This window comes from Micromonospora matsumotoense (assembly GCF_050951065.1).
Lineage (GTDB): Bacteria > Actinomycetota > Actinomycetes > Mycobacteriales > Micromonosporaceae > Micromonospora > Micromonospora matsumotoensis.
In genome coordinates, this window is the sequence record NZ_CP192025.1 from 2,852,333 (window position 1) to 2,878,538 (window position 26,206).

Consider the following 26,206-nt stretch of genomic DNA (forward strand, 5'->3'; position numbering starts at 1 on the left):
ACGGGCCCACCGCGAACCTAGTCGTCCAGCTGGCCGCTGGCGACCAGGTGGCGGTACCAGTGGGCGCTGTCCTTCCAGGTGCGCTCCTGGGTGTCGTAGTCGACGCGGATGATGCCGAAGCGGCGGTCGTAGCCGTAGCCCCACTCGAAGTTGTCCAGCAGCGACCAGACGAAGTAGCCCCGGACGTCCGCGCCCTGCGCGCGGGCCTCGGCCACCGCGCCGATGTGCCGGCGCAGGTAGTCGATCCGCCGGTCGTCGTGGACCCGCCCGTCGGCCGACACCACGTCGTCGAACGCCGCGCCGTTCTCGGTGATCATCAACGGCTGGCCGGGGTACTCGCGACGCAACCGCAGCAGCAGCTCGGTGAAGGCCGGCGGGTCGATGTTCCACCCCATCGCCGTGTACGGGCCGGGCTGCGGCAGGAAGTCGACGTCCTCGGCGCCCACCCACGGCGAGTGGGCCGAGGCGCCGTGCCCGTCGGCGTCGGAGCGGGCCGAGTGTCCGTCCCAGGCGCGGACCAGGGTGCTGGAGTAGTAGTTGACCCCGAGCACGTCCAGCGGCACCGCGATCAGCTTCTCGTCATCCTGACGCACGAACGACCAGTCGGTGACGGCGGCGGTGTCGGCCAGCAGGTCGGCCGGGTACGCCCCGTCCAGCATCGGGCCGAGGAACGCCCGGTTCGCCAACGCGTCGATCCGCCGGACCGCGTCGCAGTCGGCGGCCGAGTCGGATGCGCCCCGCACGACGTGCAGGTTCAGCGTCACCGACAGCTCGGCGCTCGGCACCAGCTCCCGGACCACCCGCCCGGCCAGGCCGTGCGCCAGGTTCAGGTGGTGCACCGCCGCCAGCGCGGCCGCCGGCTCGGTCCGACCGGGCGCGTGTACACCGGAGCCGTAACCCAGGTACGCCGAACACCACGGCTCGTTGAGCGTGGTCCAGGTGTGCACCCGGTCGCCGAGCGCGCCGACGATCCCCGCGGCGTACTGCGCGAAGCGCAGCGCCGTCTCCCGCGCCGGCCACCCGCCGGCGTCCTCCAGCTCCTGCGGCAGGTCCCAGTGGTACATGGTCGCGACCGGTCGGATGCCGCGCTCCAGCAGGCCGTCGACCAGCCGCGAGTAGAAGTCCAGGCCGGCGGAGTGGAACCGCCCGGAGCCGCCCGGCTGCACCCGGGGCCAGGAGATCGAGAAACGGTACGCGCCCAGCCCCAGCTCGGCGAGGTGGTCCAGGTCCTGCGGCCACCGGTGGTAGTGGTCGGCGGCCACGTCACCGGTGTCGCCGTTGCGGGTCCGCCCGGGGGTGTGGCTGTAGGTGTCCCAGATGGACCGACCACGACCGTCCTCGGTGGCCGCGCCCTCGATCTGGTACGCCGCCGTGGCCGACCCCCAGACGAAGCTCTCCGGGAAGTTCCGTGCCGTCATCGTCCCGCCCTCTCCGCGCCGGCCACCACGCAGTGGTACCCCGACGACTCGCCCGCCACCAGCTCGGCGGTCGCCACCCCGCCCCGGAAGCTCACCTCGAACTGCGCGCCCGGCCCCTCGCCGGGCGCCGGGATGCGTACCCGCTGCCGTTGCCCCTCCGCCGGAGCGTAGAGCCGCAGCTCCACCCCGTCGGCCCAGTCGTAGTCGGGCCGGTCGCAGCGCGCCCCGAACCCGATGACCGCGCCGGGCCGGGCGAGCACCGGCAGGCTGTCGTACCCGTGCTTCTCGGTCACCCACCTCGGGCCGGTGAGCTGCGCGCCGGTGACCAGGTGGGTCCAGGTGCCGGCGGGCACGTAGAAGGTGACCTGCCCGTCGGCGCTGAGCACCGGCGCGACCAGCACGTCCGGGCCGAGCATGTACTGCCGGTCGAGGTGCGCCACGGCCGGGTCGTCCGGGAACTCCACGATCATCGGACGCATCATCGGGATACCGTCGCGGTGCGCCTGCTCGGCCGTCGCCGCCAGGTACGGCATCAGGCTGAGCTTGAGCCGGGTGAAGTGGCGCAGCACGTCCACGGCCTCCTCGTCGTACGCCCACGGCACCCGGTACGAGCCGGAGCCGTGCAGCCGCGAGTGCGAGGAGAGCAGGCCGAACGCGATCCACCGCTTGAACACCGCCGGGTCGGGGGTGCCCTCGAAGCCGCCGATGTCGTGGCTCCAGTAGCCGAAACCGGACGACGCCAGGGACAGCCCGCCGCGCAGCGACTCGGCCATCGCGACGAACGTCGACTCGCAGTCGCCGCCCCAGTGCACCGGGAACTGCTGGCCGCCGGCGGTGGCCGAGCGGGCGAACAGCACCGCCTCGCCCTCGCCCCGCTCGGCCTCCAGCAGCGCGAAGACCGCCTTGTTGTAGAGGTGGGAGTAGTAGTTGTGCATCCGCTGCGGGTCCGACCCGTCGTGCCACACCACGTCGGTCGGGATGCGCTCACCGAAGTCGGTCTTGAAGCAGTCGACGCCCATGTCCAGCAGCGCCTTGAGTTTGCCGGTGAACCAGGCCGTCGCGTCCGGGTTGGTGAAGTCGACGAGCGCCATGCCGGCCTGCCACTTGTCCCACTGCCACACCGACCCGTCCGGGTTGCGCACCAGGTAACCGGCCTGGCGGCCCTCCTCGAACAGGTACGAGCGCTGCGCGATGTACGGGTTGATCCACACGCACACCTTCAGGCCCCGCTCGTGCAGCCGGCGCAGCATGCCCTCCGGGTCGGGGAAGGTCGCCGGGTCCCACACGAAGTCGACCCAGTGGAACTGGCGCATCCAGAAGCAGTCGAAGTGGAACACCGACAGCGGCAGGTCCCGCTCGGCCATCCCGTCGACGAACTCGGTCACCGTCTTCTCGTCGTACGACGTGGTGAACGACGTGGACAGCCACAGCCCGTACGACCAGGCGGGCACCCGGGCCGGTCGGCCGGTCAGCGCCGTGTAGCGACGCAGCACGTCCTTCGGGGTGGGCCCGTCGATGACGTGGTAGGTGAGCGACTGGCCCTCGACGCTGAACTGGGTCTGCGCGACGACCTCCGAGCCGACCTCGAACGACACGTGCTCCGGGTGGTCCACGAACACCCCGTAGCCGGCGCTGCTGAGATAGAACGGCACGTTCTTGTACGCCTGCTCGCTGGCGGTGCCGCCGTCGGCGTTCCAGACGTCGACCGTCTGACCGTTCTTGACGAACGGGCCGAACCGCTCGCCCAACCCGTACACCGTCTCGCCGACGCCGAGCGCGAGCCGTTCGTGCACGTACCGGCGGCCCTCGCCGTCGGTGACGATGCCGACGCTGCGCCCGGTGGACGCGGTGACCAGCCGGTCGCCGTGCCGGAACTCGACCCGCCAGCCGTCGATCAGCGCGACCCGCACGGTCAGCTCGCCGGTGGTCAGCGACGCGCTGATCCCGGTGATGTCGACGGTGACCGGGTGGGTGTCGTCGGTGTGCAACCCGAAGTGGGGTTCGCGGGGCAGCCCGCCGCTGTGGTGCCCGATGGTGACCCCGACCACGCCGGGCGCGGGGGAGAAGAAGCGGACGGTGACGACGGGCCGGTTGAGCGTGTCGCCGCGACCGTTGATCTGACCGGCCGGCGCGAAGACGGTGAAGCCGCGGTCGTCCGGCTCGACCGATTCGACCGTGCCGGGGCGCAGCACGCTGACCCCGGGGCGCAGTTGCCAGTACCCGTCGGTGAACTTCACTTCTCGGCTCCTGCCGTGATGCCGCGCGCCAGGGTGCGCTGGAAGATGAGGAAGAACAGGATGGCCGGCACCAGGCTGATCAACGCGCCGGCGTTGGTCGTCGGGGCGTCCATCAGCCGGTCACCCTGCAACGACGCGAGGGCGACCGGGATGGTCTGGGTCTGGTTGTCGATCAGCATGACCAGCGGGATGAGGAACTCGTTCCAGGTCCAGATGAAGAAGAAGATGAGCAGGACGGCCAGGGTCGGCCGCAGGTGGGGGAAGACCACCCGCCACAGCACCGTCCACGTGCCGGCGCCGTCGAGCGCCGCGGCCTCCAACAGCGCGCGGGGGAACGTGCCCAGCACCGAGGCGAGCAGGTACGTGCCGAACGCGCTCTGGATGACGGTGAAGATGATGATCACCGACAGTCGGGTGTTGTAGAGGCCGATCTCCTTGGCGACGTAGTACAGCGGGTAGATCAACGCCTCCTGCGGCAACATGTTGGCCAGCAGGAACAACCCGACGATCCACAGCCGGCCACGGACCCGGCCGATGCCCAGGGCGTACGCGTTGAGCAGCGACACGACGACGCCGAGCACCGCCACGGACCCGGCGATGAGCGCCGAGTTCCACAGCTTGAGCGGGAAGTCCACCTCGGACCAGTACGTCCGCAGGCCCCACGTGTAGAACTCCGTCGGCCAGCTCAGCGGCCCGCCTGACGAGTAGTCACCGGGCGACTTGAAGGCGTTGAGCAGCATTAACGCGAACGGCACCAGCATGACCAGCGCGCCCACGGTGACCAGTGCGAGCACCACCCCACGGCGCACGCCCCGGTGGTGCCGGTCGCGCACCCGCCGGCGCAGGGGAACCTCGGTGATCGTGACGGCCATCTCAGAACCCCCGGTCCCGGCGTTCGCTGCGGGCCTGCACCGCGATGAAGGCCACGGCCACCACCACGATGATCACCGTGAGCACGGTGGAGATCGCGGACCCGTACCCGACCTGGAGCTTCTTGAAGAACGTGTAGTACGCGAAGTACGACGGCACGTTGGTGGCGTTCTCCGGGCCGCCCCGGGTCAGCGCGTAGATCGGCCCGAACACCTTCAGGGCGGCGATGGTGCAGGTCAGTGCCACCACGAAGGTCTCCGGTCGGATCTGCGGGAGGGTGATCGCCCGGAACCGGTGCCGCCAGCTCGCCCCGTCGACCTCGGCCGCCTCGTACAGCTCCGGGTCGACCCGCTGCAACGCCGCCATGAACACGACCACCGGATAACCGATCTGCACCCAGATCATCACCGCCATCACCGCCGGCAGCGCGGTGTCCGGGTCGCCCAACCAGTCGTGGCGCAGCGCCCCGAGGCCGACCGCGTCGAGCAGACTGTTGAATGCGCCGTCGGGGCGCAGGATCCAACCCCAGACGATGCCCGCCACCACCACGGGCAGCACCTGCGGCAGATAGAACGCGGCCCGCAACGCCGCCGCCGTACGCGGCCTGAACCGACGCCCGATGACGTCGAAGAGCACCGAGGCGAGCAGCAGCCCGAGCAGGGTCGGCACCACCACCATCGCGACGATCATCGCCACGGTGTTGCGGAACGACGCCCAGAACACCTCGTCGGACAGCAACCGCTGGTAGTTGTCCCACCCGACGAAGGTGGGGTCACCGACGCCCGACCACCGGGTCAGCGACAGGTAACCGGTACCCACCAGCGGCACGCCGATGACCAGGATGAACAGCGCCGCTCCGGGGAGCAGGTAGAGCCAGTACGCCGCGCCGCGGCCCCCCGGTCGGCGGCGGGGCGCGGGCGCGGGGGTGCGGGTCGCCGCCGAGGGTGTGCCGGCGACGGTGTCGGGGACTGCCATGGAGGATCCTTCCCGGCGGGGGTGGGCGGGCGCGTCGGCCGTGCTGCCGGTCGCGCCCGCCGCTCGCCGTGTCACTTGCCGGTGATCTCCTTGACGCCATCGGCGTACGGCTTGGCGATCGTGTCGAGCACCTGGTCGGGGGACTTGGACCCGTTGATCAGGCTCTGGAACCCGCCGACCAGCACGTCGTAGTAGCCGGGCACCGGCCAGTCCGGGTAGAACGCCAGACCGTCCTGCTTGCTGACCGTGTTGAAGTCCCCGATCAGCTTGCGGTCCTTCGGATCGCTGATCTTGGCGGGGTCGCCGGCCACCGGGATGCCACCGTTGTTGCCGATCAGGTCCTGGATCTCCGGACGCAGGGTGATGTCGATGAAGTCGTACGCCAGGCTCTTGGCCTTGCTGCTGGCCGGGACGACCCAGAGGTTGCCCGACGAGCCGGCGTTGAGGGTGTTGCCCGGGAACAGGAAGGTGTCCCAGTTGGCCTTCATCTCGGCCTTGAATCGGCCGTACCACCAGCTGCCCGACACGATCATCGGCGTCTTGCCCGCGATGAACGCGGTGCCCATGTCCTCGGCCTTGAGGCTCGCCGAGTCCTTGGCCACGTAGCCCCTGCGCACCCAGTCGGCGAAGGTGTCCGCGCCGTACTTCAGCGGGTCGGCACGGAAGTCGACCGGGTTCTTGTAGAGCTGGTAGTTGTCGACGAACTGCCGGTCGGCCTTCGACAGGGCCAGCTGGTAGAAGAGCTGCCCGGCCGGGTACTCGGCACCGGCCGTGCCGAGCGGGGTGATGCCCTTGCCGACGAAGGTGTCCATCGCGGCGGTCAGCTCCGCCATGGTGGTGGGCACCGTGACGCCGTTACGGTCGAACAGGTCCTTGTTGTAGTAGACCGTGACGTACTCGCCGTAGTTCGGCACGCCGAACCAGTTGCCCGACCCCATCACGCCCTTGTCGCTGTAGCGCGCGGTGGTCTGCAGGCTGGGGCTGAGCTTGTCGGCCCAACCGCGCTTCGCCGCCTCGTCGCTGAGGTCGGTGAGCAGACCCTGGGACGACAGCAGGCCGGCCGTCGCGTTGCCCTTGTTGTACTCCATGATGTCCGGGCCCTCGGACGAGTTGATGATCATGCCGGCGTTCTGCTGGATCTGCTCGAAGGCCTTGCGCTCGAAGCGCACCTCGACGCCCGGGTGCTCGGTCTTGAAGATCTCGATGGCCCGGTCCCAGCCGACCCCCATCGCGCTGCTCTCGCCCTCGTAGTGCCAGAGCTTGAGGGTCTTGGCGCCGCTGTCGTCACCGCTGTCGTCGTCGCCGCACGCGGCCACGGTGGTCGTCGCGGTCGCCGCCAGGGCGATCGCGGCGACGATCCGGCGGAATCGCTGCATTGCTATCCTCCTCGTCGAGTATCGAGCCCGGCAGTTCACTGGGTCCGTCGTCGCGTTGCCGCGCGGCGACGGACCGTTTCTCCTGGTCAGCCCCCATCGGTGTGGCGGCTTCGTGGTGCTGCGGTCGATCCCCGGATCTCCAGCGCGCACGGCAGCAGTTGCTGGTGGCGCTCGTCACCGGCCCCGTCCAGATGGCGCACCAGCGCCTCGATCGCGATCCGGCCCATCGCCGACCCGGGCGACGTCATCGTGGTCAGCGCCGGGGTGGCCAGCTCGGCGACCTGCGGCGAGGTGACCATCGAGACGACCGACACGTCGTCGGGCACGGCCAGCCCCCGCGCGGTCAGTTCGCCGAGGATGCCGAAGACCGCCGTCTCGTTCATGGCCAGCACCGCCGTCAGGTCCGGCGTCCGCGCGAAGGCGGCGGCCAGCGCGGCCCGCCCGCCCGCGGCGCTGTCCTGGGCCGGGATCATGACCGGCTCCAGGCCGTGGCCGGTCATGGCCGTGACAAAGGCGTCCCGGGTACGCAGCGCCGGCCCGTAACCGCTGGCCAGGGTCTCGGCCGAGTGGTTGACGTAGACGATCTGCCGGTGCCCCAGGCCGACCAGGTGCGCCACCGCCTCCCGCACGGTCTGCGCGAAGTCGATGTCGACGTAGGAGAGCCCGTCGGTGTCCCCGGTGCGCCCGATCAGCACCAGCGGCACACCGGCCTGCTGGAGCGCGGTGACCCGCTCGTCGGCGAGCTGCACCTCCATCAGCACGACGCCGTCGAACATCCGCTGGCTGGCCAGCCGGCGCAGACCGTCGAGGTCACCGCCCCCACCGACGGGCGACAACACCAGGTGGTAGCCGACGGCGCTGGCCGCCGCGGCGGCCCCGGTGACGAACGCCGTCTCGGTCGCGCCGAGGCCGCGCTCGTCCATCGGCAGCAGCAGGCCCAGGATCCGGCTGCGCCGACTGGCCAGGCCACGGGCCATGGCGTTGGGCTGGTAGTCGAGTTCGGCCATGGCGGTGAGCACCTTGGCCCGGGTGGCCTGGGAGATCGGCCGGGCACCGGTGAGGACGTAGGACACGGTGCTGACCGAGACCTGCGCCAGGCGGGCGACGTCATGCATGGTGGCCACCGCGCACCTCCTCCGGCCAGGCAGGCAACCGCATCCGGGTGGTCGTCGAAGCGGTTCGACGAAGCGGTTCGACAGACGCTAAGCCCCCTGTTACATCGACGTCAATAGCCGATGTCGAAGGAAGTCACGTCAGTCGTGCCCGAGCCCCTCGGCCGGGTGGGCGCGGCGACCCGGCCGGATGTCGGTGGGGGCCGGGAACGTCAGCCAACCGTCAGGTGCGTGCCCGGCGAACCGTCAGGCGGGCGCCGCGTGCTGGGCTTCCTCGTCCACGCAACAGCGCAAGCGGCTGATCAACCGGCCGCCTTCGGCGACGAAGCGGCCAGCACGTGATCACCGATGAGGTGGTGCAGGCGGCGGTTGCCCCGCATGACCAGGTGGAACGCCGTGTCGACACCACGGAGCGGGACGTGCGGTCGCGCCCCGCCGGTCACGGGGCGAACTGTGCCACCACCGTGGGGTCGGTGATCGTGTCGTCGGCGGCGAGCATGATCGCCTTCGACAGGATCATCGACAGCATGGGGTCGTCCTCGAACGGCAGGTGCAGCCGCCCGGTGCCCCCGCGCGCGGGGACGATGCACAGGTAGGCGTCGTGGGGCTCCATCAGGATGTTGCCCGAGCCGAGGTGGATCCGGTAGCCGCGCAGGTTCCCGCGTACGTGCAGGTAGCGGTCCGTGAGGGTGACCCGGTCGGCGATGGCCATCCGGGGGAGCAGCCGGACCAGGGCGTCGCGGCGTATCTCCGCCGACGGGGTCAGTGCCCCGACCACGGTGCGGTGCCAGTAGTCCCGGAACCGGTCCTCGCCCCGGTCGGCCCACTGCGGGTCGGTGGCGATGGAGGTGACGCCGACGAACAGGTCCACGTCCCGCATCGCCTCGGTGAACACCAGCGGTGGCACGTCCGCGACCGGGACGGGTTGCCAGGTCGCACCGTCGGATCGGGCGAAACGCACCTGATCGGTGGCGCAGTGGTCGACGTCGTAGCTCTGGGGATCGTCCGTGCCGACCAGTTGGTGGTGGAAGGACGCCCGCCACGCACCGCCGCCGAAGAGCTTCGTGGCTTCGCTGTCGTACCCGCCGTCCCAGGTGCCCAGGTAGCCGGCCTGCCAGCCGCGGGCGCGCATGAGCGCGTTCGCCTGGCGGTAGCGCAGGATGTGCGCGGCGAACCGGTTGGAGTAGGAACCGGTCCGCTCCTCGGCCGGTGTGAGCAGGTAGACCTCGCGGAATGCCTGCTTGAACGGCTGCGTCAGGCCCGTGCCGAGCACCTGGTCACGCCAGGCGAGGGCCTCGTCCATCCCGGCGCGGACGGGGTGCCACAGCCGGACCCGGCCCCCGCGGACCGGCCGCCCGTCGAGACCGACGATCACCCACCCGTCGGCGTCCTCGCGGGGCAGGCCCGCCGACCAGTCGCACCCGTCGGCGCTGGTCTCCCAGAGCAGCCGCCGCCCGTACGTCCCGGTGACCGGGTGGTCCAGGAAGCGGGACACCCAGTCCGGGTACGCCCAGGTGCGCTCCTCGGACAGCAACGCCTCCACCCGTTGGCGCTCGGCGGTCAGCGTCGCGTTGATGGCCTTCACCGAGTCGCGCAGCTGTTTCAGCTCGCCGGCGTGTGTCTCCTTGAGCACCGCGGGAACGCCCTTGAGCCCGACGTCGCCGCGGGCGAAGGTCAGGCGGGCCTTCTCACCCTCGACCCGCACCGTCGCCTCGTACGGGCCGACGGGGGTCCGCCGGGTCCCGGCCGGGTCGAGCCCGTGGTCGTCGACGGCGAGTTCCAGCACCTCGCTCAGTGACCACCCCCGCAGAGCGCCGAGGCGGGTCAGCGCGGTGTGCACCCGACTGCGTACCGCCTTGTTCTTCACGGTCACCGCGAGCCGCGCCAGGGTTCGCACCGACGCCTCACCGTCGCGCCCGGCGAGCAGTTGCACGGCCGCGATCGCGGTGCGCTGGGCGTGGGGGAAACCCGCCGCCTGGCGGGGCGCTGCCGAGGCGGCGGCGGTGACCCGGGTCAGCAGGTCCGTCGCTGCCTCGTCCGACTCCCGCGACAGCGCCCACACCAGGCCACGCAGGAGGCGGTCCGAGTCGTCGTGCACCGGGTGCCGGTGGGCGGCGAACACCTCCAGGATCGTACGGACCGCCTTCCTCCCGTCGGTCGCGGTCGTGAGCTGCTGGTCCAGGCCGCGCAGCCAGGTCGCCGACGCCGCCGGCTTGTCGAGTGAGGCACAGTGCACCAGCAACTCGGGCACGCCCGGCGCGGCGAGGACGCCCCCCAGGCCGGCGCGGACGAGCGGACCGAACTCATCCCCGTGGTGCAGCAACCAGGACGGCACGCGGCGATCCGTGGCACGGTCGAGCGCCTCCCCGATCAGCGTGACGACCCGACGTCGAGGGCCGGCCGTCGGGACGTTGCTCGCGGCGAGTTCGTCGAACAGGCCCGAGATCGCCGGCGCGAGATCGGCCAGGTCGGCGGGAGCCAGGTGCGCGGCGATCGTCGCCGGCAACTCCAGGCGGACGCCGAGGTCGTAGTCGAGCCCCTGTCCGACAGCCTCCAGACACCACAGAAGATCCGCCCGGGTCCAGTCATGCTCGCCGTCGGCGAGACTCCGTACGACGTCGTTCAGCGCCGACGGCATCGAACTGGCCACCACCTCCAGGTGCATGGCCAGCGCGGCACAGCGGCGAAGCTCGGCCGGCCACGACCCGGTGGCGGCCCACTCGGGGGTGTGGGTCACCGACGACGTCCGGTGGTAGGTGCTGGCCCGCCGGAGCAGTGGCCGAACCTGGGCATCGGCTTCGGCGACCCCGGTCTCCACCCGCTGGCGATCCGCCGCGCTCAGCGGGGGAAGCAGCCGTGTCCAGTCGGCCACCTCAGCCACCCACCAGGGCAACGAGCCGCACGAAGGCCACCTCGGGCTCCGCGAGCAGGTCGATCTCCTCGTCCAAGTCCTCGACCTGGCGGTCACCCACCAGCAGCACGAAGCCGTTACGGGCGAAGGCGGCACAGGCGGCGTCCGCCTGGCGCTCCCAGTCCAGCCGCCGACCCTGACCGACCCGGTAGCCGTTCCACGTCGACTCCGCGTCGGTCGGCCGCACCAGACCCCGGAAGAGGTCCGTCTGGTCGGCGTTGCAGCGGTGCCGCCGCGCGCAGCAGTGCGCCGGCAGCCGTGTACCGCCGGCGCAGCCACCGGCCGTAGCTGTCGACATGTCGACAGTATCGCCGCCCTTCCCGGCCGGGACCTGCCGTGACCTCGGCCGGCGCCTCCGGTCCCACCGCGGCGACCGCGCGCCCCCGGGCGCGGGCGTGGGACAGTTCTGGTCGTTCGCCCGGATCGCTCGGACGACGACCCGCTTACCGCAACGTTCAGCAGAATCTGGGGAATCAGCATGAATGCCGACTCGGACTGGGGAGACTTCCTGACCACCGACACGCCGATCGGGGACACCACCCTGACCGAGGCGGTGGCGGCGCTGCCGGAGCCGGCGGCGTCCATCGTGGAGAGCGAGATCAGCGGCGCGGTCGACGACCAGGACTGGTCGAACTGGCACGCGGACAGCGGCGACGACTGGGCCGACTCCGCCCAGGACTGGGCCGACTACGCCGTGGAGAACGCCGCAGCCGGCAACACCGAGGTCGCCGAGAGCGCCATGGCCCGGGCGGCCGACCACGCGAACATCGCCGAGAACAACTACACGGTCTCCGACGACTACTCCGACGCCGTCGTCGACCACGTGGAGACCGCCGCCGCCGAGGTCGACTGGGCCACCAGCGGCACCGACACCTCCCTGACCGACACCTCGTACGACACCAGCACCTCCTACGACACCACCTCCTACGACACGAGCACCTCGTACGACACGAGCACGTCGTACGACGCCGGGGGCTACGACGCCACGGCGTCCAGCTTCGACACCAGCACCTCGTACGACGTAGCGGAATGAGTTGGGCTGACGCCGGTGGACCCGGTGCCGTGCCGCCGGCCGCCGCGGCCGGGCTGGAGCCCGGCCGGCTGGCGGCCGGCGTGGAACGACGGCTCGGCGTCCCGCCGAGCGTGGCCCGCCAGCAGCTGCTGCGCAGTGTCCGCGAACTCGCGTTCGAGCTGAAGGTCGAGCAGCTCAGCCTCCTGGAGGCGGTACGCGGCTCCCGCTTCGGGGGCGTCACCCTCTCGCCGGCCCAGGTGCCGGTGCTGCTGCGGGTCACCCTGGAGGCCGACGGCCCGGGTGTGCGGGTGGGCGTGCTGCTGGTCGACCGCTGGCCGGGCAAGCTGGGGCGGAACTGGGGGGTGACCTCGGTGTACGTCGGCCTCTTCGAGTCCGTGCTGAGTACGGTCGACGCCGTCCTCGGTCGGCTCGACCCGGCGGGGGCGGCCTCGTTCGCCCCCTGGTGGCGGCAGACGGGCCCGGGCGACGTGGCGATGATGCAGCACGCCGCCGGCCTGGCCAACCGGGCGCAGGCCGCGCTCTCCCGGCACGCCGGACGGCTGCTCGACGGCGACGGGCAGGCGCAACGGCAGGCGGTGGTCACCCGTACCGGCGGTGCGACCTTCACCTTCGAGACGGCCGACGCCGTCGCCGAGGTCCCCGCCGAACTGGCCGACGGCATGCTGATGGTCGGCACGCTGATCGTCAGCCGGCCGGACGGTATGCCGCCGAAGCTGGTCGCGCAGGTGCAGTCGCTGGTGTTCCGGGTCGAGGAGCGCCTCGCGGCGGGTGGGACCGACCGGCTCACCGTCGAGCCGGCGGACGTGCCTGCGGTGACCTTCCTGCACCAGCAGGCGCGGCTGCGCGGCCTGCTGCCGGCGCGGACGCTGCGTACCTGCACCACCTGCCGGCTGGAGAAGGTCGCCAACCCGGAGATGGAACGCATGCAGGAGCGCACCCGGCGCACCCGGGACCTGGCCAGCAGCATCGGCGGGTTGGTCACGCCCTACGTGCTCGCCGGTCGGCTGGTGCAGCTCAACAACAAGGGCCCGAAGTTCGCCTGTCCCCGCTGCCAGGGGATGGACGCCGACGAGACGGTGGTGACCTACTGCCAACGGTGCGGTGACCGCCGGGCCGAGACCGCGCTGCGTACCTGCCCGAAGTGTCAGTTCGACTTCCGTGGCCTGGTCGGCGGCGAGCCGGTCTGGCGACCCAGGACGACCGTACCGGCGATCTCCGGTCCGGGACCGCAGCCCGCCGGCCACCTGCCGCCCGCAGTGACCGCAGCGTCGTCGCGGCCCGCCACGCCACCGGCACCCCCGCCGGGCTACCAGCCCGATCCGGAGGCGCAGCAGTGGCCCCGGCCACCGGGTTTCCCGTCCTGAGCCCACCGAGTGACCGCCGGTGATCACCTGACCAGGTGCCGGGTGGCCCGGGGCAGGGCACGGTGCGCCCCGAGCCGGATCGCCCGGCCCGACGGTGCCCGACGCGCCGTCGAGATCCGGGTCGGCGACGGGCCTTGTTCTGCCGCGTCGCGGCGGTGTCTGCCGCGGCACGGCGGTCAGGGGCGGCCGGTCAGTGCCGGTGCCGCCGCTCGGGGTGCTCGGTGGGAGCGGTGTCCGGGCTGGCATCCAGGTGGGCGGCGATCCGATCCGGGAGCGGGTAGACGTGCTCGACAGGCAGCTGCGCTGCGGCTGCCTGTTCGTCGCCCCGGCGCAGCAGGTCCCGCACCCGCTCGACGGTGGGGGTGATGTCCGCGACGGCGACGATCCAGTCGTCGACGTACCGGTCGACGGCCTCGCCGGACAGGCCGACCTGCAACGACCGGTACGGCAACGCGTGCAGGCGCAGTGCCCGCTCGGGGTCCCACTGCACCCGGACCGGGCTGGCCTTCAACTGCCGCGACCAGTTCGCCGCGTCGCCGTGCAGGCCCCGGTGGTAGTGACTCAGGCACGCCCGTGCCAACGCCCACTCGAACCCCTCCCGGGTGATGTCGATGGACAGCACGCGCTCCTGCCCGGGCTTCGTGGCCCAGCCGCAGCGGTACATCATCCACAGGAAGGACGGCTTGATCCACGTCATCCGGTCCCGCTTGAAAGGGGCCACGAAACGACCGGCCGACACCGCCGGCAGCGCAATCTCCGGCGGATACGCCTGGTACATGGTGATGGTCGCGGTCGAATAGCGAGCACGGATCTGGCGTACGGGAACGGACACCCGTCGATCCTCGACGATCAAGACCCGGCCGGTCCACCCGGATTCCGCCGCCACGCCATCGTCACGGCGTCAGGACGCGGCGTGCGGCCACGGCGGCGCGGGGATCATCCGTCCTGCAGGCTCTCCTGCAGTTCGGCGGGCGCCCGCATCCGCCACGCATCGGTGATCAGCTCGGCCAGCCGCTCGACTGACACCTCGGGGAGGCGCACCATCACCAGGGGCAGCCCGTCGTAGCCGGCCGTCGTGAAGAACAGGGCGGGCTCGCCGAGGAGCAGCGCCTGCTTCTCCCCCTCATCACCGACGTGGAGCACCGCGACATCGGTGCGGATCACCCGCGGTTTCCCCGGCACGCGTTCCGGATAAGACCAGACGAAACCCTTGTTCTCCACGCGGAAGTCGAAGCCGTCGCTGGGAATCTCCACCGCGTGGGGCAACGCGAGCGCCAGACGGCGTACATCGTCGGCATCAGCCATCCGCAGAGGCTACAACGGCGCCCGATCCTCCTGCCCGGGACTCGGCCGGCGCTCCGTTCCCGGGCACCGTGCCTGCTGCTGCCTCCGCTCGTCGCCCGACGAACTGGGGCGGCGGCGGGTGATCCTCGCTGGTCATACCGGTGCCCATGAAGTTTGCTGAGGCTCTGGCGCTGCGCGCGGATGCGGCGCGACGCGCCGAACAACTCCGTGCCCGCATCGTCGCCAGCGCCCGTTTCCAGGACCGCTGATCGCCGCCTCCGCCAGGCCGGGAGTCATGCCGGCTCGGGCACGGCTCCCGGCTCGCCGTCGTCGGGCATCGGCTCGACCGGTGCCTCCGGCAACTCGTCGGGTGTGTCGGGAAGAAGCTCGCCGACGTCGTCCGGCACGGGCTCACGAGGGTCGAGGGGCGGATAGACATCGGGATCGAGGTCAGGATTTGTCATCGGGCAATTATCCGGCACGGCCGTACCTCGCGCACGTCTACCTCGGCCCACTCGTCGCCGGTCAGTGCGACGACGGCGCATCCAGGCCGACTGCGCAGGCTGGCGGGAGGTGGAACCAGCGCAGCGCCTCCACGCCGGCCGGCAGGCCGGTGGGCCCCTCGTCGACGTGGTCCCCACGCCCGGCCAGGATCTCCCGTGCCTCGTGCAGGTGGCCGGCCAGGGCGTCCTCGCCGGCCCACCGCCGCGGCAGGGCCGGCTGGTCGTCGCCGGTGAACAGGCGGGCCAGCTCGGCCAGGCGCAGCGACGGGCCCGGGCCCCGGTGGTGACGCCACAGACCGCTGCGGGCGTCGAAGCGGTAGTCGGGCAGCAGGCGGTGCCCCAGGCGGGCGACCAGGTCGACCGCGTCGATCAGATGGTCGGCGACCAGGTCGGAGACGAAGTAGCCGAAGCTGATCCGGGTCCAACCGGGCTTGATCCCCTCCCAGCCCAGGGCGATCTGCTCCCGGAACGCCCGGGAGTGCTCCTCGTCGATGCCCAGCAGGCGATGCCCGTAGGGGCCCGCGCAGGAACACCCGCCCCGGGCCTGGATGCCGAACAGGTCGTTGAGTAGCGCGACGACGAAGTTGTGGTGCAGGTGGCGGCTGCCGTGGCGGATCTGCACCGACACGATGGGCAGCCGCCGCGCCCGGGGGTTGCCCAGGACGACGATCCCCGGGTTCGCCGACCAGCGGCGCAGCGCCCGCGACCACAGCCGCTCCTCGCGGGCCTGGATGACGTCCGCGCCGACGGACTGCTTGAGGGCGAACACCAGGCCCGCCCGGATCGACTCGACGATCGCCGGAGTGCCGCCCTCCTCGCGGGCCACCGGATCGTCGAGGTACCGGTGCCCCACGGGGTCGACGAACGCCACGGTGCCGCCACCGGGCACCGTCGGGACCCGGTTGCGCATCAGGTCCCGGCGCACCACCAGGACCCCGGGGGTCTGCGGGCCACCGACGAACTTGTGCGGGGACAGGAAGACCGCGTCCTTGTCGTCCGCCGCTCCCGGCGTCGACTCACCCATCCGGATCGGCACGTACGGGCCGGCGGCGGCGTAGTCCCAGCACGCCAGCGCCCCGTGGGTGTGCAGCAGCGCCGCGATCGCGTCGGTGTCGGAGAGGATGCCGGTGACGTTGGAGGCGGCGGAGAAACTGCCGACACGCAGCGGCCGGTCCGCGTACCGGACCAACCGGGTGGCCAGCTCGGCCCGGTCGATGTGCCCGTCGTCGTCCGCGCCGATGACGACCACGTCGGCGTACGTCTCCCGCCACGGCAGCTCGTTGGAGTGGTGCTCGTAGGGGCCCACGAAGACCACGGGGCGCTGCTGCGCGGGGATGCCGTCCAGCAGGCCGTGGCGGCGTGCCGGCCCGGCGGGCAGCCGCAGTTCGAGGAGCCCGATCAGCTTGTCGATCGCCGCTGTGGCCCCCGAACCGCAGAAGATCACCACATGGTCGTCGGTGCCACCGACGGCGTCGAGGATGGTCCGCCGGGCGTCCTCGCGCAGCCGCCCCGTCGCCCGGCCGGTGGCGGAACTCTCGGTGTGAGTGTTGGCGTAACGGGGCAGCACCCGGTCCCGGACGGTGTCCTCCACGAAGTCCAGCGCCCGGCCGGAGGCGGTGTAGTCGGCGTAGGTGATCCGGCGCGGCCCGTAGGGGCCGTCGAGCACCTCACCCTCGCCGATGACCCCGTCGCGAATCCGTGCCAGCAGCCGCTCCACCCTGGACGTACCCACCGTACCCATGCCGCAGTGCCTCCCCAGGCGACGGGGCAGGTCGACGGCGCGTCGGCGAGCGTCGGTGTCCCGACCGCTGTCCACAGTGTGCCCGACCGGCCGGCCACGCCGCTTGCCCTCCGGTGTCCGGCACGACGACGTCGGCACCCGCGCCCGCGCGGGGCGGCGGTGGCGGTGCACCCTCGGTCGGCACCTGGTGTTCCCGCCCATCCGGGTGCGACGATCTCGACCGGCCCTGCCGACGACCCGAGGAGTGCGCGATGGCCACCGGTGCCGAGCTGGACGACTGCCGGCGGGTCGCCGAGGAGGCGGCCCGCCTCGGCGGTCGGGAGCTGCTGCGGCGCTTCGGCGACCACGGCCGCGTCGACTACAAGACCGCCTCCACCGATCTGGTCAGCGAGGCGGACCGGGCCAGCGAGGCCCGCATCGTCGAGTTGCTGCGCGCCCGCCGGCCCGGCGACGGCATCCTCGCCGAGGAGGGCAGCGACCACGTCGGCGACTCCGGGCTGCGCTGGGTGCTCGACCCCCTCGACGGCACCGTCAACTACGTCGCCGGGATGCCGTTCTGGTGCGTCAGCGTGGCCTGCGAGCAGCAGACACCGGACGGTTGGCGGCCCGTCGTCGGGGTGGTCCACGATCCGGTGCACGACGAGACGTTCTGCGGCGTGCGGGGTCGGGGTGCGTTCCTGAACGACGCGCCGCTGGTCCGGCGCGCCGGCGTCGCGCTCGGCGAGGTCGTCCTCGCCGCCGGGTACGCCTACGACGTCGCCCACCGCAAGGTGCAGGCGGCCGTGGTCACCGACCTGGCCGGCGACGTGCGCGGGGTGCGGATGCTGGGCTCGACGGCGCTGGCCCTGGCCTGGATCGCCGCGGGCCGTTGCGACGCGTACGTCGAGGACCGCACGTTCCGCTGGGACTGGGCGGCCGGTCTGGTGATCGCCGTCGAGGCCGGCGCCGCGGTCGAGGTGAGCGGCAGCCGGGTGCTCGCCGCCCCACCGGAGTTGATCGACGGCCTGCGTCCCCGGGTCGCGGCGCTGGGCTGACCAAGCCCGTCCTGCAGGTGACGCCCCGGGCCACCCGCAGCCGACGGCGTTCGTCAGCCGGCACCGAGGCAGACGAACGCCGCCGCCGTGGCCCCGGCGGTGCTGTCACCGGTAGTGACGAAGGCATGCTGGGCGTCGGCGAGAGCCTGCGCCGGGCGGACACCGGCCCGCATCCGGCGGTGCAGGTCCAGCATGAGCGCGGTGGTGGGGTCGGCCGGCACCGGCAGCACGGTGGCGATCAGGCACCGTGCGCCCAGGGCGAGCAGCACGGCGGTGAAGCCCATGACCTCGTCGCCGGGACGCACCCCGGTCAGCCCCGAGTCGCACGCGGAGAGCACCACGCAGCCGGGCGGCCGGGGGACCCGTTCCCACTCGTACGCGAACAGCGGTCCGTCGGCCAGCTCCAGGGTGGAGAACTGCGGATTGTCGGCCCGGAAGGTGCCATGGGCGGCGATGTGGACCAGACCGGCCCCGTCCAGCGCCGCGGTCAACGTGTCGGCGGTGGCGTCCGCACCGGTGAGCAGCGTGGCTCCGGGCAGCACCTGCGCGAGTCGGCGTACCTCGGCCCGGCCGGCCGGCAGGCGCGGCCCGCAGGCCAACACCGAGGGCCCGGCCGAGGGCTGCCGGCCGTCCGCCCTGAGCCAGGCCGTGGCCGACGGGGCCACCGTCACGGGGCGTCCGGCGCAGGTCGGCAGCCCCGACCACGGCACGGCGTGCAGGGCCCCGACCGGCACGATCACCAGGGGGCGGTCGCCGAGGTGCGGCCGCAGCGGGTCGAAGAGCTGGTGGTCCAGCGCGGCTGCGGCGTGCCTGGCCCCGGCCCGGGCGGTGGGCGTGTCACCGGTGGTGACCAGCCGGCGGAGGGCGAACCGGTGCCACCGGGCCAGGTGCACCGCCTCGGCGAGCGGGCCGAGGTCGTGCAGGCTGGCCCGGCCGTCGCGGACCAGCACCGCCCGGAGCCGGTCGCCGTGGGCGACCAGCTCGACCAGCACGCGGGAGCCGAGCCGCCCGGCGAGCACGCCCACACCGGGCGGGGTCAGCACGCCGATCCCGCCGGGCACCCGTCGGGCCAGGTCCTGGATGCGCCGTTCCAGCCGGGCCTGCCGGCTGCGCAGGGCGTGGGCCGGCCGGCCCGCCAGCACCGTGTCCTCCAGCAGGCTACTGACGAGCCGGAGCTCGGTGAGCGCCGCGAACAGCTCCGGGTCGTCGGGGGGCAGCGCCGGCCGCATCCGCAGGGTGTTGGCCCGCCAGCGTTCGGCCCAGGCCAGGGTCCGGGCCGGGGAACCGGCACGGACCGCGATGTCGAGGCCCTCGGCGGCCAGCTCCTGCCCGTACGTCCCGCTGTGGGCCCGCAACTCCGTGGCGCCGAGGGAGGTGCGGTGCCGGTCGAGTACGGCCAGCCCCCGGCGCAGTGCCCGGGCCGCACCGGCGTCGTCACCGGTGAGCCGACGCGACCGGGCCAGGGCGTACCAACCCTGGGCGCGGCGGGGGGCGGTGCCCCGCCGGCGGGCCTGGGCGGCCACGTCGAGCAGTGCCACGGCCCGGTCGACGCGACCCGAGGCGGCGGCCAGCAGACCGGCTTCGATGCGGGTGGTCAGCGCCGGGCCCGCCCACCCGGTGGCGTCGAGCTGGCCGGCCGTGCGCACCATCGCGGCGAGCAGGGTCGCCGTGCGGGTGCCCCGGCGGAACTCCGCGCGCAGTTCGACGTGCCGGGCGAACGCGGCCCAGATGCGGCGGCCCTGACGCCGAAACCTGACCCGGGCCTGGACGGCAGCCGCGGTCGCGGTGTCCAGGTCGTTGGCCAGCAGCGCGGCTCGCGCCTGGGCGAGCAGCGCCTCGGCGAGGTCCGAGGCCATTCCCCGGCGGTGCAGCTCCCGCACCGCGGCGGCGGCGACCTCGACCGCCTCGTCGAGCAGCGGCACCGACAGCAGCAGCTCGAACCGGTCCAGCAGCAGCGCCGGACGGGGAACGGCGAGCCGCCGGTACTCCTCGTCGACGTCGGCGAAGCAACGCAGCGCCACGGCGATCTCGCCGCGTTGCCCGGCGGCGATGCCGCTGTTCCAGCGGGCGTCCGCCGCCGCGAGGTCGAGTCCGAGCCGGCGGAAGACCGCCGCCGCCCGGGAGAGATCGTCGTCGGTGCCGCCGGAGGCACCCCGGTGTGCGTTGAGCAGCCCCCGGTTGTTGCGGGCGCGGGCCTCCAGCAACGGGTCGTCCTCGCGTTGGGCGATGTCGATGGCGATGCCGTAGTCGCGCACCGCCTCGGCATAGCGTCCGCGGTAGTGCAGCACCACCCCGCGCTGCATCCGGGCGCGGCCGGCGTCGGCACCGGTGAGCTGGGGCAGCGCGGCGGTCACCGCCCGCAGCGCCGCAGCGGTACGACCGGCATTGGCCAGCACGTACCCGAGGCTCATCCGGGCCAGTGCCTGGGTACGGGGTGTGCCGGCGGCCCGTACCGCCCGGCGGAGGTGGCGCAGTGCGCCGGTCAGGTCGTTGAGCTCGCGCAGGGCCAGGCCGATGGCCCGCTCGGCGGTGGAGCGCTCGTCGTCGTCGGCGGTCTGGCCGGCGAGCACCTGCTGGGCGATCGTGATCGCCTCGGGTGGGTAGCGCTGGACGGCGTCGAGCGCCGCCTGGGCCGCCGCGGCACCGGAACCGGTGCTGTCGGGCATGCCTAGAGAGTCCACGACGGACCGCCGCGAGTCAACGTCGAAAATCCGTCGCGGGAATACTGCCAATGGGTGTCCTGCTTGGTGGCGCAATTGACAACCGGCGATGGTCCGGAATAATTGGCGGTCGGGGAATTCGCCGCGCCCGCCATCGGTGGGCGCGCTTCTCTCAAGAGCATGGAGGATCCGTGCCGCCGTCTGACCACCCCACCGTGCCGGGTCCGGGCGGCCGGCTGTCCCGACGGCGGATCCTGGCGCTGTCCGCACTGGCAGCGGCGGTCCCGTTCGGTGTCGTGCCACGCCCCACCCCGGCTGCCGGTGGCGACACGGATGCCGACGCCTACCAGAAGGCGTTCGAAGCGGCGCTGGCAGCCAACCAGAACGTCCGGCGGTACACCGCGCCGGGCCGGGAGATCCTCTACCGGCCCCGGCAACTGCTCGCCGCCGACGTCGACGTCAAACGGGTTGCCACCTGGTTGCGTAACCACGATTATCCCGTGACCGTCGGAGCCGGCTTCGCCGGTGTCACCCGGCTGCTCTTCGATCGGGAAACCGACATCCCCGTCGTCGTGGGAAAGCTGCGCGACCCCCGACAGTGGCCCGGCCAGCCGGTGCCGGCGGTGCAGCCGCACCACGTGCTGATCGGCCTGGGCAACATCATGGGAAACCCGGGCACCCCACCCCGCTCGGCCGCGGCGCTGCCGCCGCCCGACCCGACCCGCCTCGGCGAGGGCGCAGGTGTCACCGTCGGCATCTGCGACACCGGAATCTGGCGGCAGGCCGGCAGCTGTCACCCCCAGTGGCTCGGCGGCACCTATCTGCCGCAGCTCGACGACGAGGACCCGCTCTACGTCCACACCGACGTGCTCGCCTCGCAGGGCGGGCACGGCACCTTCGTCGCGGGAGTGGTCCGGCAGGCCGCGCCGGGCGTACGCGTCGACCCGGAGCAGGCCCTGGACCCGACCGGGGTGGGGGACGAGGCGACGGTGGTGGCCGCCCTGAGCCGGCTCGCGCCGCAGGTTTCCGTGTTCAACCTCTCGCTGGGCGGATACACCCTGGACGATCAACCATCGCTGCCACTGGCCAACGCGCTGGCCGCGCTGCCGGCGACGAGCGCCGTGGTCGCGGCGGCCGGCAACGCCGGCACCAGTCGTCCGCTCTGGCCCGCCGCCCTGGACCGGGTGCTGGCGGTCGCGGCGGTCAGCCAGACGACCGGCGGTCTGGTGCCGGCGATCGACAGTTGCTACGGGCCCTGGGTGGACGCCTGCGCCCTGGGTGAGCGGCACAGCACCTACGTCGAGGGACAGCTGCCGCTGCCCGGGCGACCGGTACGGCAGTTCCACGGGTTCGCCATCTGGGCCGGCACCTCGTTCGCCACCGCCCACGTCTCCGGGCGGCTCGCCGCTCTGATGACCGCCGGAGGGCTCAACGCGGACCAGGCGCGCACCACCCTGCTCGCCGCTCCCCGCTGGCATCCCGACTACGGGGTGCTCGTCGGATGAGCCGGGTCAGCAGTCGGGCGGTAACCCGATGACCGGTGCCAGCGTGACCACCCTGCTGTCCGCCGCCGCCGGCGGGGACGAGTCGGCCTGGGCCGAACTGGTGCACCGGTACACCCCGATCGTGTACTCGGTCATCCGGGCGTACGACCTCAGCAGGGCCGATGCGGCCGATGTCAACCAGACCGTCTGGCTCCGCCTGGTCGAGCAGTTGGGCCGGGTACGCGAGCCTGAGGCGCTGCCGGGCTGGCTGGCCACCACGACCCGGCGCGAGTGCTACCGGTTGTCCCGCCTCAGCCGCCGGGCCCAACCCGTCGACCCGTACGACCAGTCGCTTGAGCCGTACCACGGGTTCTCCCGGGAGTTGGCCGCGATGGCTCCGGCCCCGGACGACGAGTTGCTGCGCGCGGAGCGGCGACAGGCGTTGCGCGAGGGTTTCGTGCAGCTCCCGCCACGCTGCCAGGCGTTGTTGGCGCTGCTGACGGCCGACCCGCCGGTGCGCTACCGGGAGGTCGCCGAGCGGTTGGGCATGCCAGTCGGCAGCATCGGCCCCACCCAGGCCCGTTGCCTGCGTAGGCTGCGGGCATGTCCGGCGATCGTCGAGTTTCTCGGAGCGTCCACCATCGGTACGAACGGGGGTGAACCGGATGGAGCCGTGGCCGCCGGTCGATGACGATGCACTGACCACGGAGCTGGGCGCGGCGTTGTGGGACACCGGGCCGGTCTCGGAGGCGTACCTGAGCGCGGCGTTGGCAGCGTTCACCTGGCGTACCGCGGACGCGGAACTGGCCGTCGCCGAGCTGACGTTCGACTCGGCCGTCGACGCCGAGTTGGTGGGGATGACCCGGTCCGCCGCGCCCGTGCGGACACTGTCCTTCCGCAGCGGGTCGGTGGTGGTGGAGATCGAGGTCAGCGACACCGGGATCGTCGGGCAGCTCTCCCCGTCCGGTGGTGGACGGGTGAGTGCCCGCACGGCCTCCGGCACCTACGACGAGGCGCCGGTGGACGCGGTGGGGTTCTTCTCGTTGGGCGTCCCGCCGCCGGGGCTGGTCCAGTTGTGCGCGCGTACCGTCGGGTTTGCGGTGTCCACCGCCTGGGTCTGTCTGCGCTGACCGGCGGCCCGCCCCCCGGCGACGCGCACCCGGCGGCCGGCCTCGGCCCGACCGACGAAGGTGGGGCGCGGGCCGGATGGCCCGCGCCCCACCCGGAGGTGGCGACGACCCGCGTTTACCCCCGCTGCTCGCCCGCCAGCAGGTACTGCACCCCACCGAGGTCGGCGCGCGCAGTGCCGTCGGCGTCCGGCCCGAACTGGGTCACGTTGAACGCGGTCTCCTTGGCCAGGGCGGTGTCGGCCGAGAAGGACAGGGAGAACTCGAGGCGCTCACCGGGCTTCAACACCAGCCCGCTGAGGCTGGCCTTGGTCGGTTCCACGATCTCCAGCTCGGTCCTGCCGACCTGGCGGACTCCCGTACCGACCATGCCGGTGGACTGCCAACGCGCGAACAGGGTCGGACCGAGGTCGACGAAGACCCGGGCGCCGCGGGCCTGCTCCGCCGGCTGGGTGAAGACCAGTTCGTTCTTGGTCTCCGCGGCGGTCACGTTGCCGATGGCGAACGGCCGGACGACCCGCGGCCCGCCCGAGACGAGCCGGACCGAGTCGACGTTGCGCCAGGCGACGTTGTTGTTGTACTGCGTGTTGACGCTGGTGCTCGGGCCCTCGAAGGTCATCGGGTCGGTGGGCGACACCCAGCGCGCCAGCAGGCAGAAGTGACCCGGTCCGGGCACCCCGGTCCACGGGATCGTCACGGTGGTGACGCCCGCGTAGACGGGCACGCTGACCGCGCCGATCTGGGTCCAGTGCGTCGGCCAGGTGGCGCCGCCGCCCGGGGTCGTCCGGTAGACCCGAAGCACTCCGTTGTCGACGCCCGATCCGTACGGGCCGGCGTTGCGCAGCTTCACGAACAGGTAGTTGGTGACCCCGACCCTCGGGTTCTGGCTGACGGAGCACTCCACGGCCGTCGGGCAGACCTTGATGTCGGGGCTGGCCCACAACGGGCCGTACGAGTGTGGTTGGACGCCGGTGTCGGCGGCGACGTCCTTGAGATAGACGTCGGTCCGGGCCGCCGCAGCGGCCTTGCCCTGCGGTGCCTCGCCGGGTGCCGCGGCGGCTGCGGTGACCGCCAGCAGCCCGGCCAGCGCCGCGCCCGTGAGTACGGCCAGCGTCGAGCGGCGGACGCGCATTCCTACCTTGCCCATGACAGGTTTTCTCCCATCGGCGGGGGACGCCGAGTCCGGCGTGTTGCGATGCCGTGTCGGCGCGATGACATAGTGGAAGAGCCGTGAATGCGCCGGGAAATACCGTCGGGGGGCCTGCCGTCAGATGACGCCAGGACCGGCAAAAGAGGCAGGCGTGGATGCGTTTGGGGCGTCGGCGTGGTCGGGGCGGTGTTGGCGGCCGTTTGACAATTGACGGTGATCAATTAATGTGGGTGCGCGAGGGCGCACCGTGCCGACGGGCCCCGCTCCGCCGCACCGCCGTGCGCCCGCCTCCGGAGGAATCGCCGCCGCCATGAGACTGAAGAGCAGCCTTCTCGGTGTCGCTGCGGCGGCCGTGACACTGGCCGCCGCCATCGACGGCGCCAGCGCGTCGACCACGGCGCCGGCCGGCATGACCCCGTCCCCCAGCACCGCCCCGCCGCCCGGCACCGCCCTGCCCAGCAGCCCGACACCGAGCAGCCCGACACCGAGCGACTCGACACCGAGCAGCCCGCCGCCGACCGGGGCCGCGTGCACCGTCCGGTACTCGGTCTACACCTGGGACACCGGCCTGACCAGCAGCATCACCATCACCAACACCGGCGTCACCACGATCACCTCGTGGAGGCTGGCGTTCCCGCTGCCCGCCGGACAACGCATCACCGCCGGCTGGAACGCGGTGTACTCGCCATCCAGTGGCAACGTCACGGCGCGTGGCCTGGACGACCACGTCATCATCGGGCCGGGCGCGTCGATCGCCATCGGGTTCGTGGCCGAGCACACCGGAGGCACCGGCAGCCCGTCCTCGTTCACCCTGAACGGGACATCCTGCTCGCTGGGCTGAGCCGACGATCGGCGTGGGCCCGGACGATCACCGCGCACCTGCCCGGAGGCCCGACGCGCCCGCACCGGGGCCGACTGGTGAAGAAGCCTACGAGGTGCCCGGAGCATCCGCCTTCCGGGAGCACCGTTCGGACGCGCGGACCCCGCCAAGGCGCTCTCCGTGCGGCGACGACCGCGTCGAACCCACCACCGGGCGCGTTGACCAGCCACGTCCCGCGAGAGTGAGATCCGGCCCAGGACGTCAACGTCCTGGGCCGGAGTGGTGCCGTGTCGCCGATCAGATCTTGATGTCGCTGCACCACATGTAGGTCTGGTCGGCGTGGGACGCCTTCCAGATGAAGAACAGCACGTGGCTTCCGCTGCGCGAGGACGGGATCGAGACGTTGAACGAGATGTTCTGTGCCGGCGCGTACCGTCCGGTCGTGGTGATCAGGTCGAGGTTGCCCCACCCGACCTTCTGGGTGGCGGGGTTGAACCCCTGCTTGGTGACGTAGACCCGGAAGAAGTCAGCACCGTGGCTGGCCTGGTCGTACATCTGGACCGTGAGGTTGCGGCTGACGGTGGTCGCCTTCCACGCCCCGGGCTGGTTCAGCGAGTTGTTCCGGGACAGGGCGTTGCTGCACAGCTGCCCGTCCGGGGTGCTGGGCTGGTACTGGCCGGCGAGGCCGTCGCGCAGTTGGCTCATCCAGTTCCACATGGTGTCCGGGTTGGCCTGGAACGCCTGCCAGCACATCGGGTCCTGCTGCTGCATGGCGGGGTTGGTGTGTTGGCTGCCCCAGGTATTCCAGCACTGGTAGGCGCGGGTCGCCGGATTGATGATGGTGCCGTGCGCCTGGGCTGCGCCGGTCACGGGCAGCGTGCCGACCACCATGGCGAACATCAGGACGAGCGCCTGGAGGGATCGGCGGGCGGTCGACCGGGGCCGTCCGCCGGATTGGTCGGACCTGTGTGAACGCACTGTTCATCCTCCATTCGTCGGTACGGGACATCGGGTTGCCAATGCTCCCTAATCCACTGTGGCACCGATGAGGACAAATATCAATGTTGATCGATATTTAGTCGGATTGGATCGAGCTGTCGGATGTGG

At 72.2% G+C, this 26,206-nt stretch carries 23 protein-coding genes; 7 read left to right on the forward strand and 16 right to left on the reverse strand.

Annotation, left to right across the window (positions count from 1 at the left end; all coding sequences use genetic code 11):
• Window positions 1-17: 17 nt before the first annotated feature.
• The 9 genes from ACQP1S_RS12550 to ACQP1S_RS12590 all read right to left on the reverse strand — a co-directional run bounded on the left by ACQP1S_RS12550 (window position 18) and on the right by ACQP1S_RS12590 (window position 11,197).
• Window positions 18-1,418 carry a GH1 family beta-glucosidase gene (locus ACQP1S_RS12550; RefSeq protein WP_091247246.1) on the reverse strand — a complete coding sequence of 467 codons (1,401 nt, stop codon included), beginning with the start codon at window positions 1,416-1,418 and terminating at the stop codon, window positions 18-20.
• Entirely contained in the window at window positions 1,415-3,655 is a 2,241-nt protein-coding gene (yicI, locus tag ACQP1S_RS12555; RefSeq protein WP_432906471.1) for an alpha-xylosidase, read from the reverse strand. The genes ACQP1S_RS12550 and yicI overlap by 4 nt, the downstream gene beginning before the upstream one ends.
• Window positions 3,652-4,527 carry a carbohydrate ABC transporter permease gene (locus ACQP1S_RS12560; RefSeq protein WP_432906474.1) on the reverse strand — a complete coding sequence of 292 codons (876 nt, stop codon included), beginning with the start codon at window positions 4,525-4,527 and terminating at the stop codon, window positions 3,652-3,654. Before ACQP1S_RS12560 ends, yicI begins: the two co-directional genes overlap by 4 nt.
• Before the next feature lies 1 nt (window position 4,528).
• Window positions 4,529-5,500, reverse strand: a complete 972-nt coding sequence (locus ACQP1S_RS12565) for a carbohydrate ABC transporter permease (protein ID WP_432906476.1) — start codon at window positions 5,498-5,500, stop codon at window positions 4,529-4,531.
• Window positions 5,501-5,571: 71 nt separating this feature from the next.
• Window positions 5,572-6,876: an ABC transporter substrate-binding protein gene (locus ACQP1S_RS12570; RefSeq protein WP_432906479.1), complete on the reverse strand. Its 1,305-nt coding sequence runs from the start codon at window positions 6,874-6,876 to the stop codon at window positions 5,572-5,574.
• Between the two features lie 86 nt (window positions 6,877-6,962).
• Window positions 6,963-7,991, reverse strand: coding sequence for a LacI family DNA-binding transcriptional regulator (locus ACQP1S_RS12575; RefSeq protein WP_245722579.1), 1,029 nt, complete (start codon window positions 7,989-7,991; stop codon window positions 6,963-6,965).
• Between the two features lie 299 nt (window positions 7,992-8,290).
• Window positions 8,291-8,431 carry a hypothetical protein gene (locus tag ACQP1S_RS12580; protein ID WP_432906481.1) on the reverse strand — a complete coding sequence of 47 codons (141 nt, stop codon included), beginning with the start codon at window positions 8,429-8,431 and terminating at the stop codon, window positions 8,291-8,293.
• A complete protein-coding gene (locus ACQP1S_RS12585; RefSeq protein ID WP_432906483.1) occupies window positions 8,428-10,860 on the reverse strand; it encodes a DUF4132 domain-containing protein in 2,433 nt (810 codons plus the stop codon). The genes ACQP1S_RS12580 and ACQP1S_RS12585 overlap by 4 nt, the downstream gene beginning before the upstream one ends.
• A gap of 1 nt (window position 10,861) precedes the next feature.
• Window positions 10,862-11,197, reverse strand: a complete 336-nt coding sequence (locus ACQP1S_RS12590; RefSeq protein WP_432906485.1) for a hypothetical protein — start codon at window positions 11,195-11,197, stop codon at window positions 10,862-10,864.
• Window positions 11,198-11,377: 180 nt separating this feature from the next.
• On the opposite strand from ACQP1S_RS12590, the gene ACQP1S_RS12595 reads away from it, so the two are divergent.
• Together ACQP1S_RS12595 and ACQP1S_RS12600 are read left to right on the forward strand one after the other, a co-directional pair.
• Window positions 11,378-11,932 carry a hypothetical protein gene (locus ACQP1S_RS12595; RefSeq protein WP_363670281.1) on the forward strand — a complete coding sequence of 185 codons (555 nt, stop codon included), beginning with the start codon at window positions 11,378-11,380 and terminating at the stop codon, window positions 11,930-11,932.
• A complete protein-coding gene (locus ACQP1S_RS12600) occupies window positions 11,929-13,296 on the forward strand; it encodes a hypothetical protein (protein ID WP_432906487.1) in 1,368 nt (455 codons plus the stop codon). Before ACQP1S_RS12595 ends, ACQP1S_RS12600 begins: the two co-directional genes overlap by 4 nt.
• A gap of 190 nt (window positions 13,297-13,486) precedes the next feature.
• Here the strand turns inward: ACQP1S_RS12600 and ACQP1S_RS12605 are convergent, their stop codons facing one another.
• From ACQP1S_RS12605 to ACQP1S_RS12620, 4 genes are all read right to left on the reverse strand, one after another.
• Entirely contained in the window at window positions 13,487-14,128 is a 642-nt protein-coding gene (locus tag ACQP1S_RS12605; protein ID WP_432906489.1) for a DUF4291 domain-containing protein, read from the reverse strand.
• A 104-nt stretch (window positions 14,129-14,232) separates the two neighbouring features.
• Complete coding sequence (locus ACQP1S_RS12610) at window positions 14,233-14,601, reverse strand: MmcQ/YjbR family DNA-binding protein (protein ID WP_432906490.1); 369 nt, start codon at window positions 14,599-14,601, stop codon at window positions 14,233-14,235.
• 272 nt (window positions 14,602-14,873) lie between these two features.
• On the reverse strand, window positions 14,874-15,044 hold the full coding sequence (locus tag ACQP1S_RS12615) for a hypothetical protein (protein ID WP_432906492.1): 171 nt from the start codon (window positions 15,042-15,044) through the stop codon (window positions 14,874-14,876).
• A gap of 61 nt (window positions 15,045-15,105) precedes the next feature.
• Window positions 15,106-16,815, reverse strand: a complete 1,710-nt coding sequence (locus ACQP1S_RS12620; RefSeq protein ID WP_432906494.1) for an aminotransferase class V-fold PLP-dependent enzyme — start codon at window positions 16,813-16,815, stop codon at window positions 15,106-15,108.
• Between the two features lie 260 nt (window positions 16,816-17,075).
• On the opposite strand from ACQP1S_RS12620, the gene ACQP1S_RS12625 reads away from it, so the two are divergent.
• Window positions 17,076-17,858, forward strand: a complete 783-nt coding sequence (locus ACQP1S_RS12625) for an inositol monophosphatase family protein (protein ID WP_432906496.1) — start codon at window positions 17,076-17,078, stop codon at window positions 17,856-17,858.
• A 53-nt stretch (window positions 17,859-17,911) separates the two neighbouring features.
• Here ACQP1S_RS12625 and ACQP1S_RS12630 read toward each other — a convergent pair whose 3' ends face one another.
• On the reverse strand, window positions 17,912-20,524 hold the full coding sequence (locus tag ACQP1S_RS12630) for a CHAT domain-containing protein (protein WP_432906498.1): 2,613 nt from the start codon (window positions 20,522-20,524) through the stop codon (window positions 17,912-17,914).
• A gap of 185 nt (window positions 20,525-20,709) precedes the next feature.
• Here ACQP1S_RS12630 and ACQP1S_RS12635 point away from each other — a divergent pair, with 185 nt between their 5' ends.
• The 3 genes from ACQP1S_RS12635 to ACQP1S_RS12645 are packed head-to-tail and all read left to right on the forward strand — an operon-like array spanning window position 20,710 to window position 23,132.
• Window positions 20,710-22,023: a S8 family peptidase gene (locus ACQP1S_RS12635; protein ID WP_432906500.1), complete on the forward strand. Its 1,314-nt coding sequence runs from the start codon at window positions 20,710-20,712 to the stop codon at window positions 22,021-22,023.
• Window positions 22,024-22,051: 28 nt separating this feature from the next.
• Window positions 22,052-22,693, forward strand: coding sequence for an RNA polymerase sigma factor (locus ACQP1S_RS12640; RefSeq protein ID WP_432906502.1), 642 nt, complete (start codon window positions 22,052-22,054; stop codon window positions 22,691-22,693).
• On the forward strand, window positions 22,668-23,132 hold the full coding sequence (locus ACQP1S_RS12645) for a hypothetical protein (protein ID WP_432906504.1): 465 nt from the start codon (window positions 22,668-22,670) through the stop codon (window positions 23,130-23,132). The genes ACQP1S_RS12640 and ACQP1S_RS12645 overlap by 26 nt, the downstream gene beginning before the upstream one ends.
• 115 nt (window positions 23,133-23,247) lie before the next feature.
• Here ACQP1S_RS12645 and ACQP1S_RS12650 read toward each other — a convergent pair whose 3' ends face one another.
• Window positions 23,248-24,276, reverse strand: coding sequence for a hypothetical protein (locus tag ACQP1S_RS12650; protein ID WP_432906506.1), 1,029 nt, complete (start codon window positions 24,274-24,276; stop codon window positions 23,248-23,250).
• 313 nt (window positions 24,277-24,589) lie between these two features.
• On the opposite strand from ACQP1S_RS12650, the gene ACQP1S_RS12655 reads away from it, so the two are divergent.
• Window positions 24,590-25,120, forward strand: a complete 531-nt coding sequence (locus tag ACQP1S_RS12655; RefSeq protein WP_432906508.1) for a cellulose binding domain-containing protein — start codon at window positions 24,590-24,592, stop codon at window positions 25,118-25,120.
• Between the two features lie 276 nt (window positions 25,121-25,396).
• On the opposite strand, the gene ACQP1S_RS12660 is transcribed toward ACQP1S_RS12655, so the two are convergent.
• Window positions 25,397-26,077, reverse strand: a complete 681-nt coding sequence (locus ACQP1S_RS12660) for a lytic polysaccharide monooxygenase auxiliary activity family 9 protein (RefSeq protein ID WP_176739015.1) — start codon at window positions 26,075-26,077, stop codon at window positions 25,397-25,399.
• Window positions 26,078-26,206: the final 129 nt, after the last annotated feature.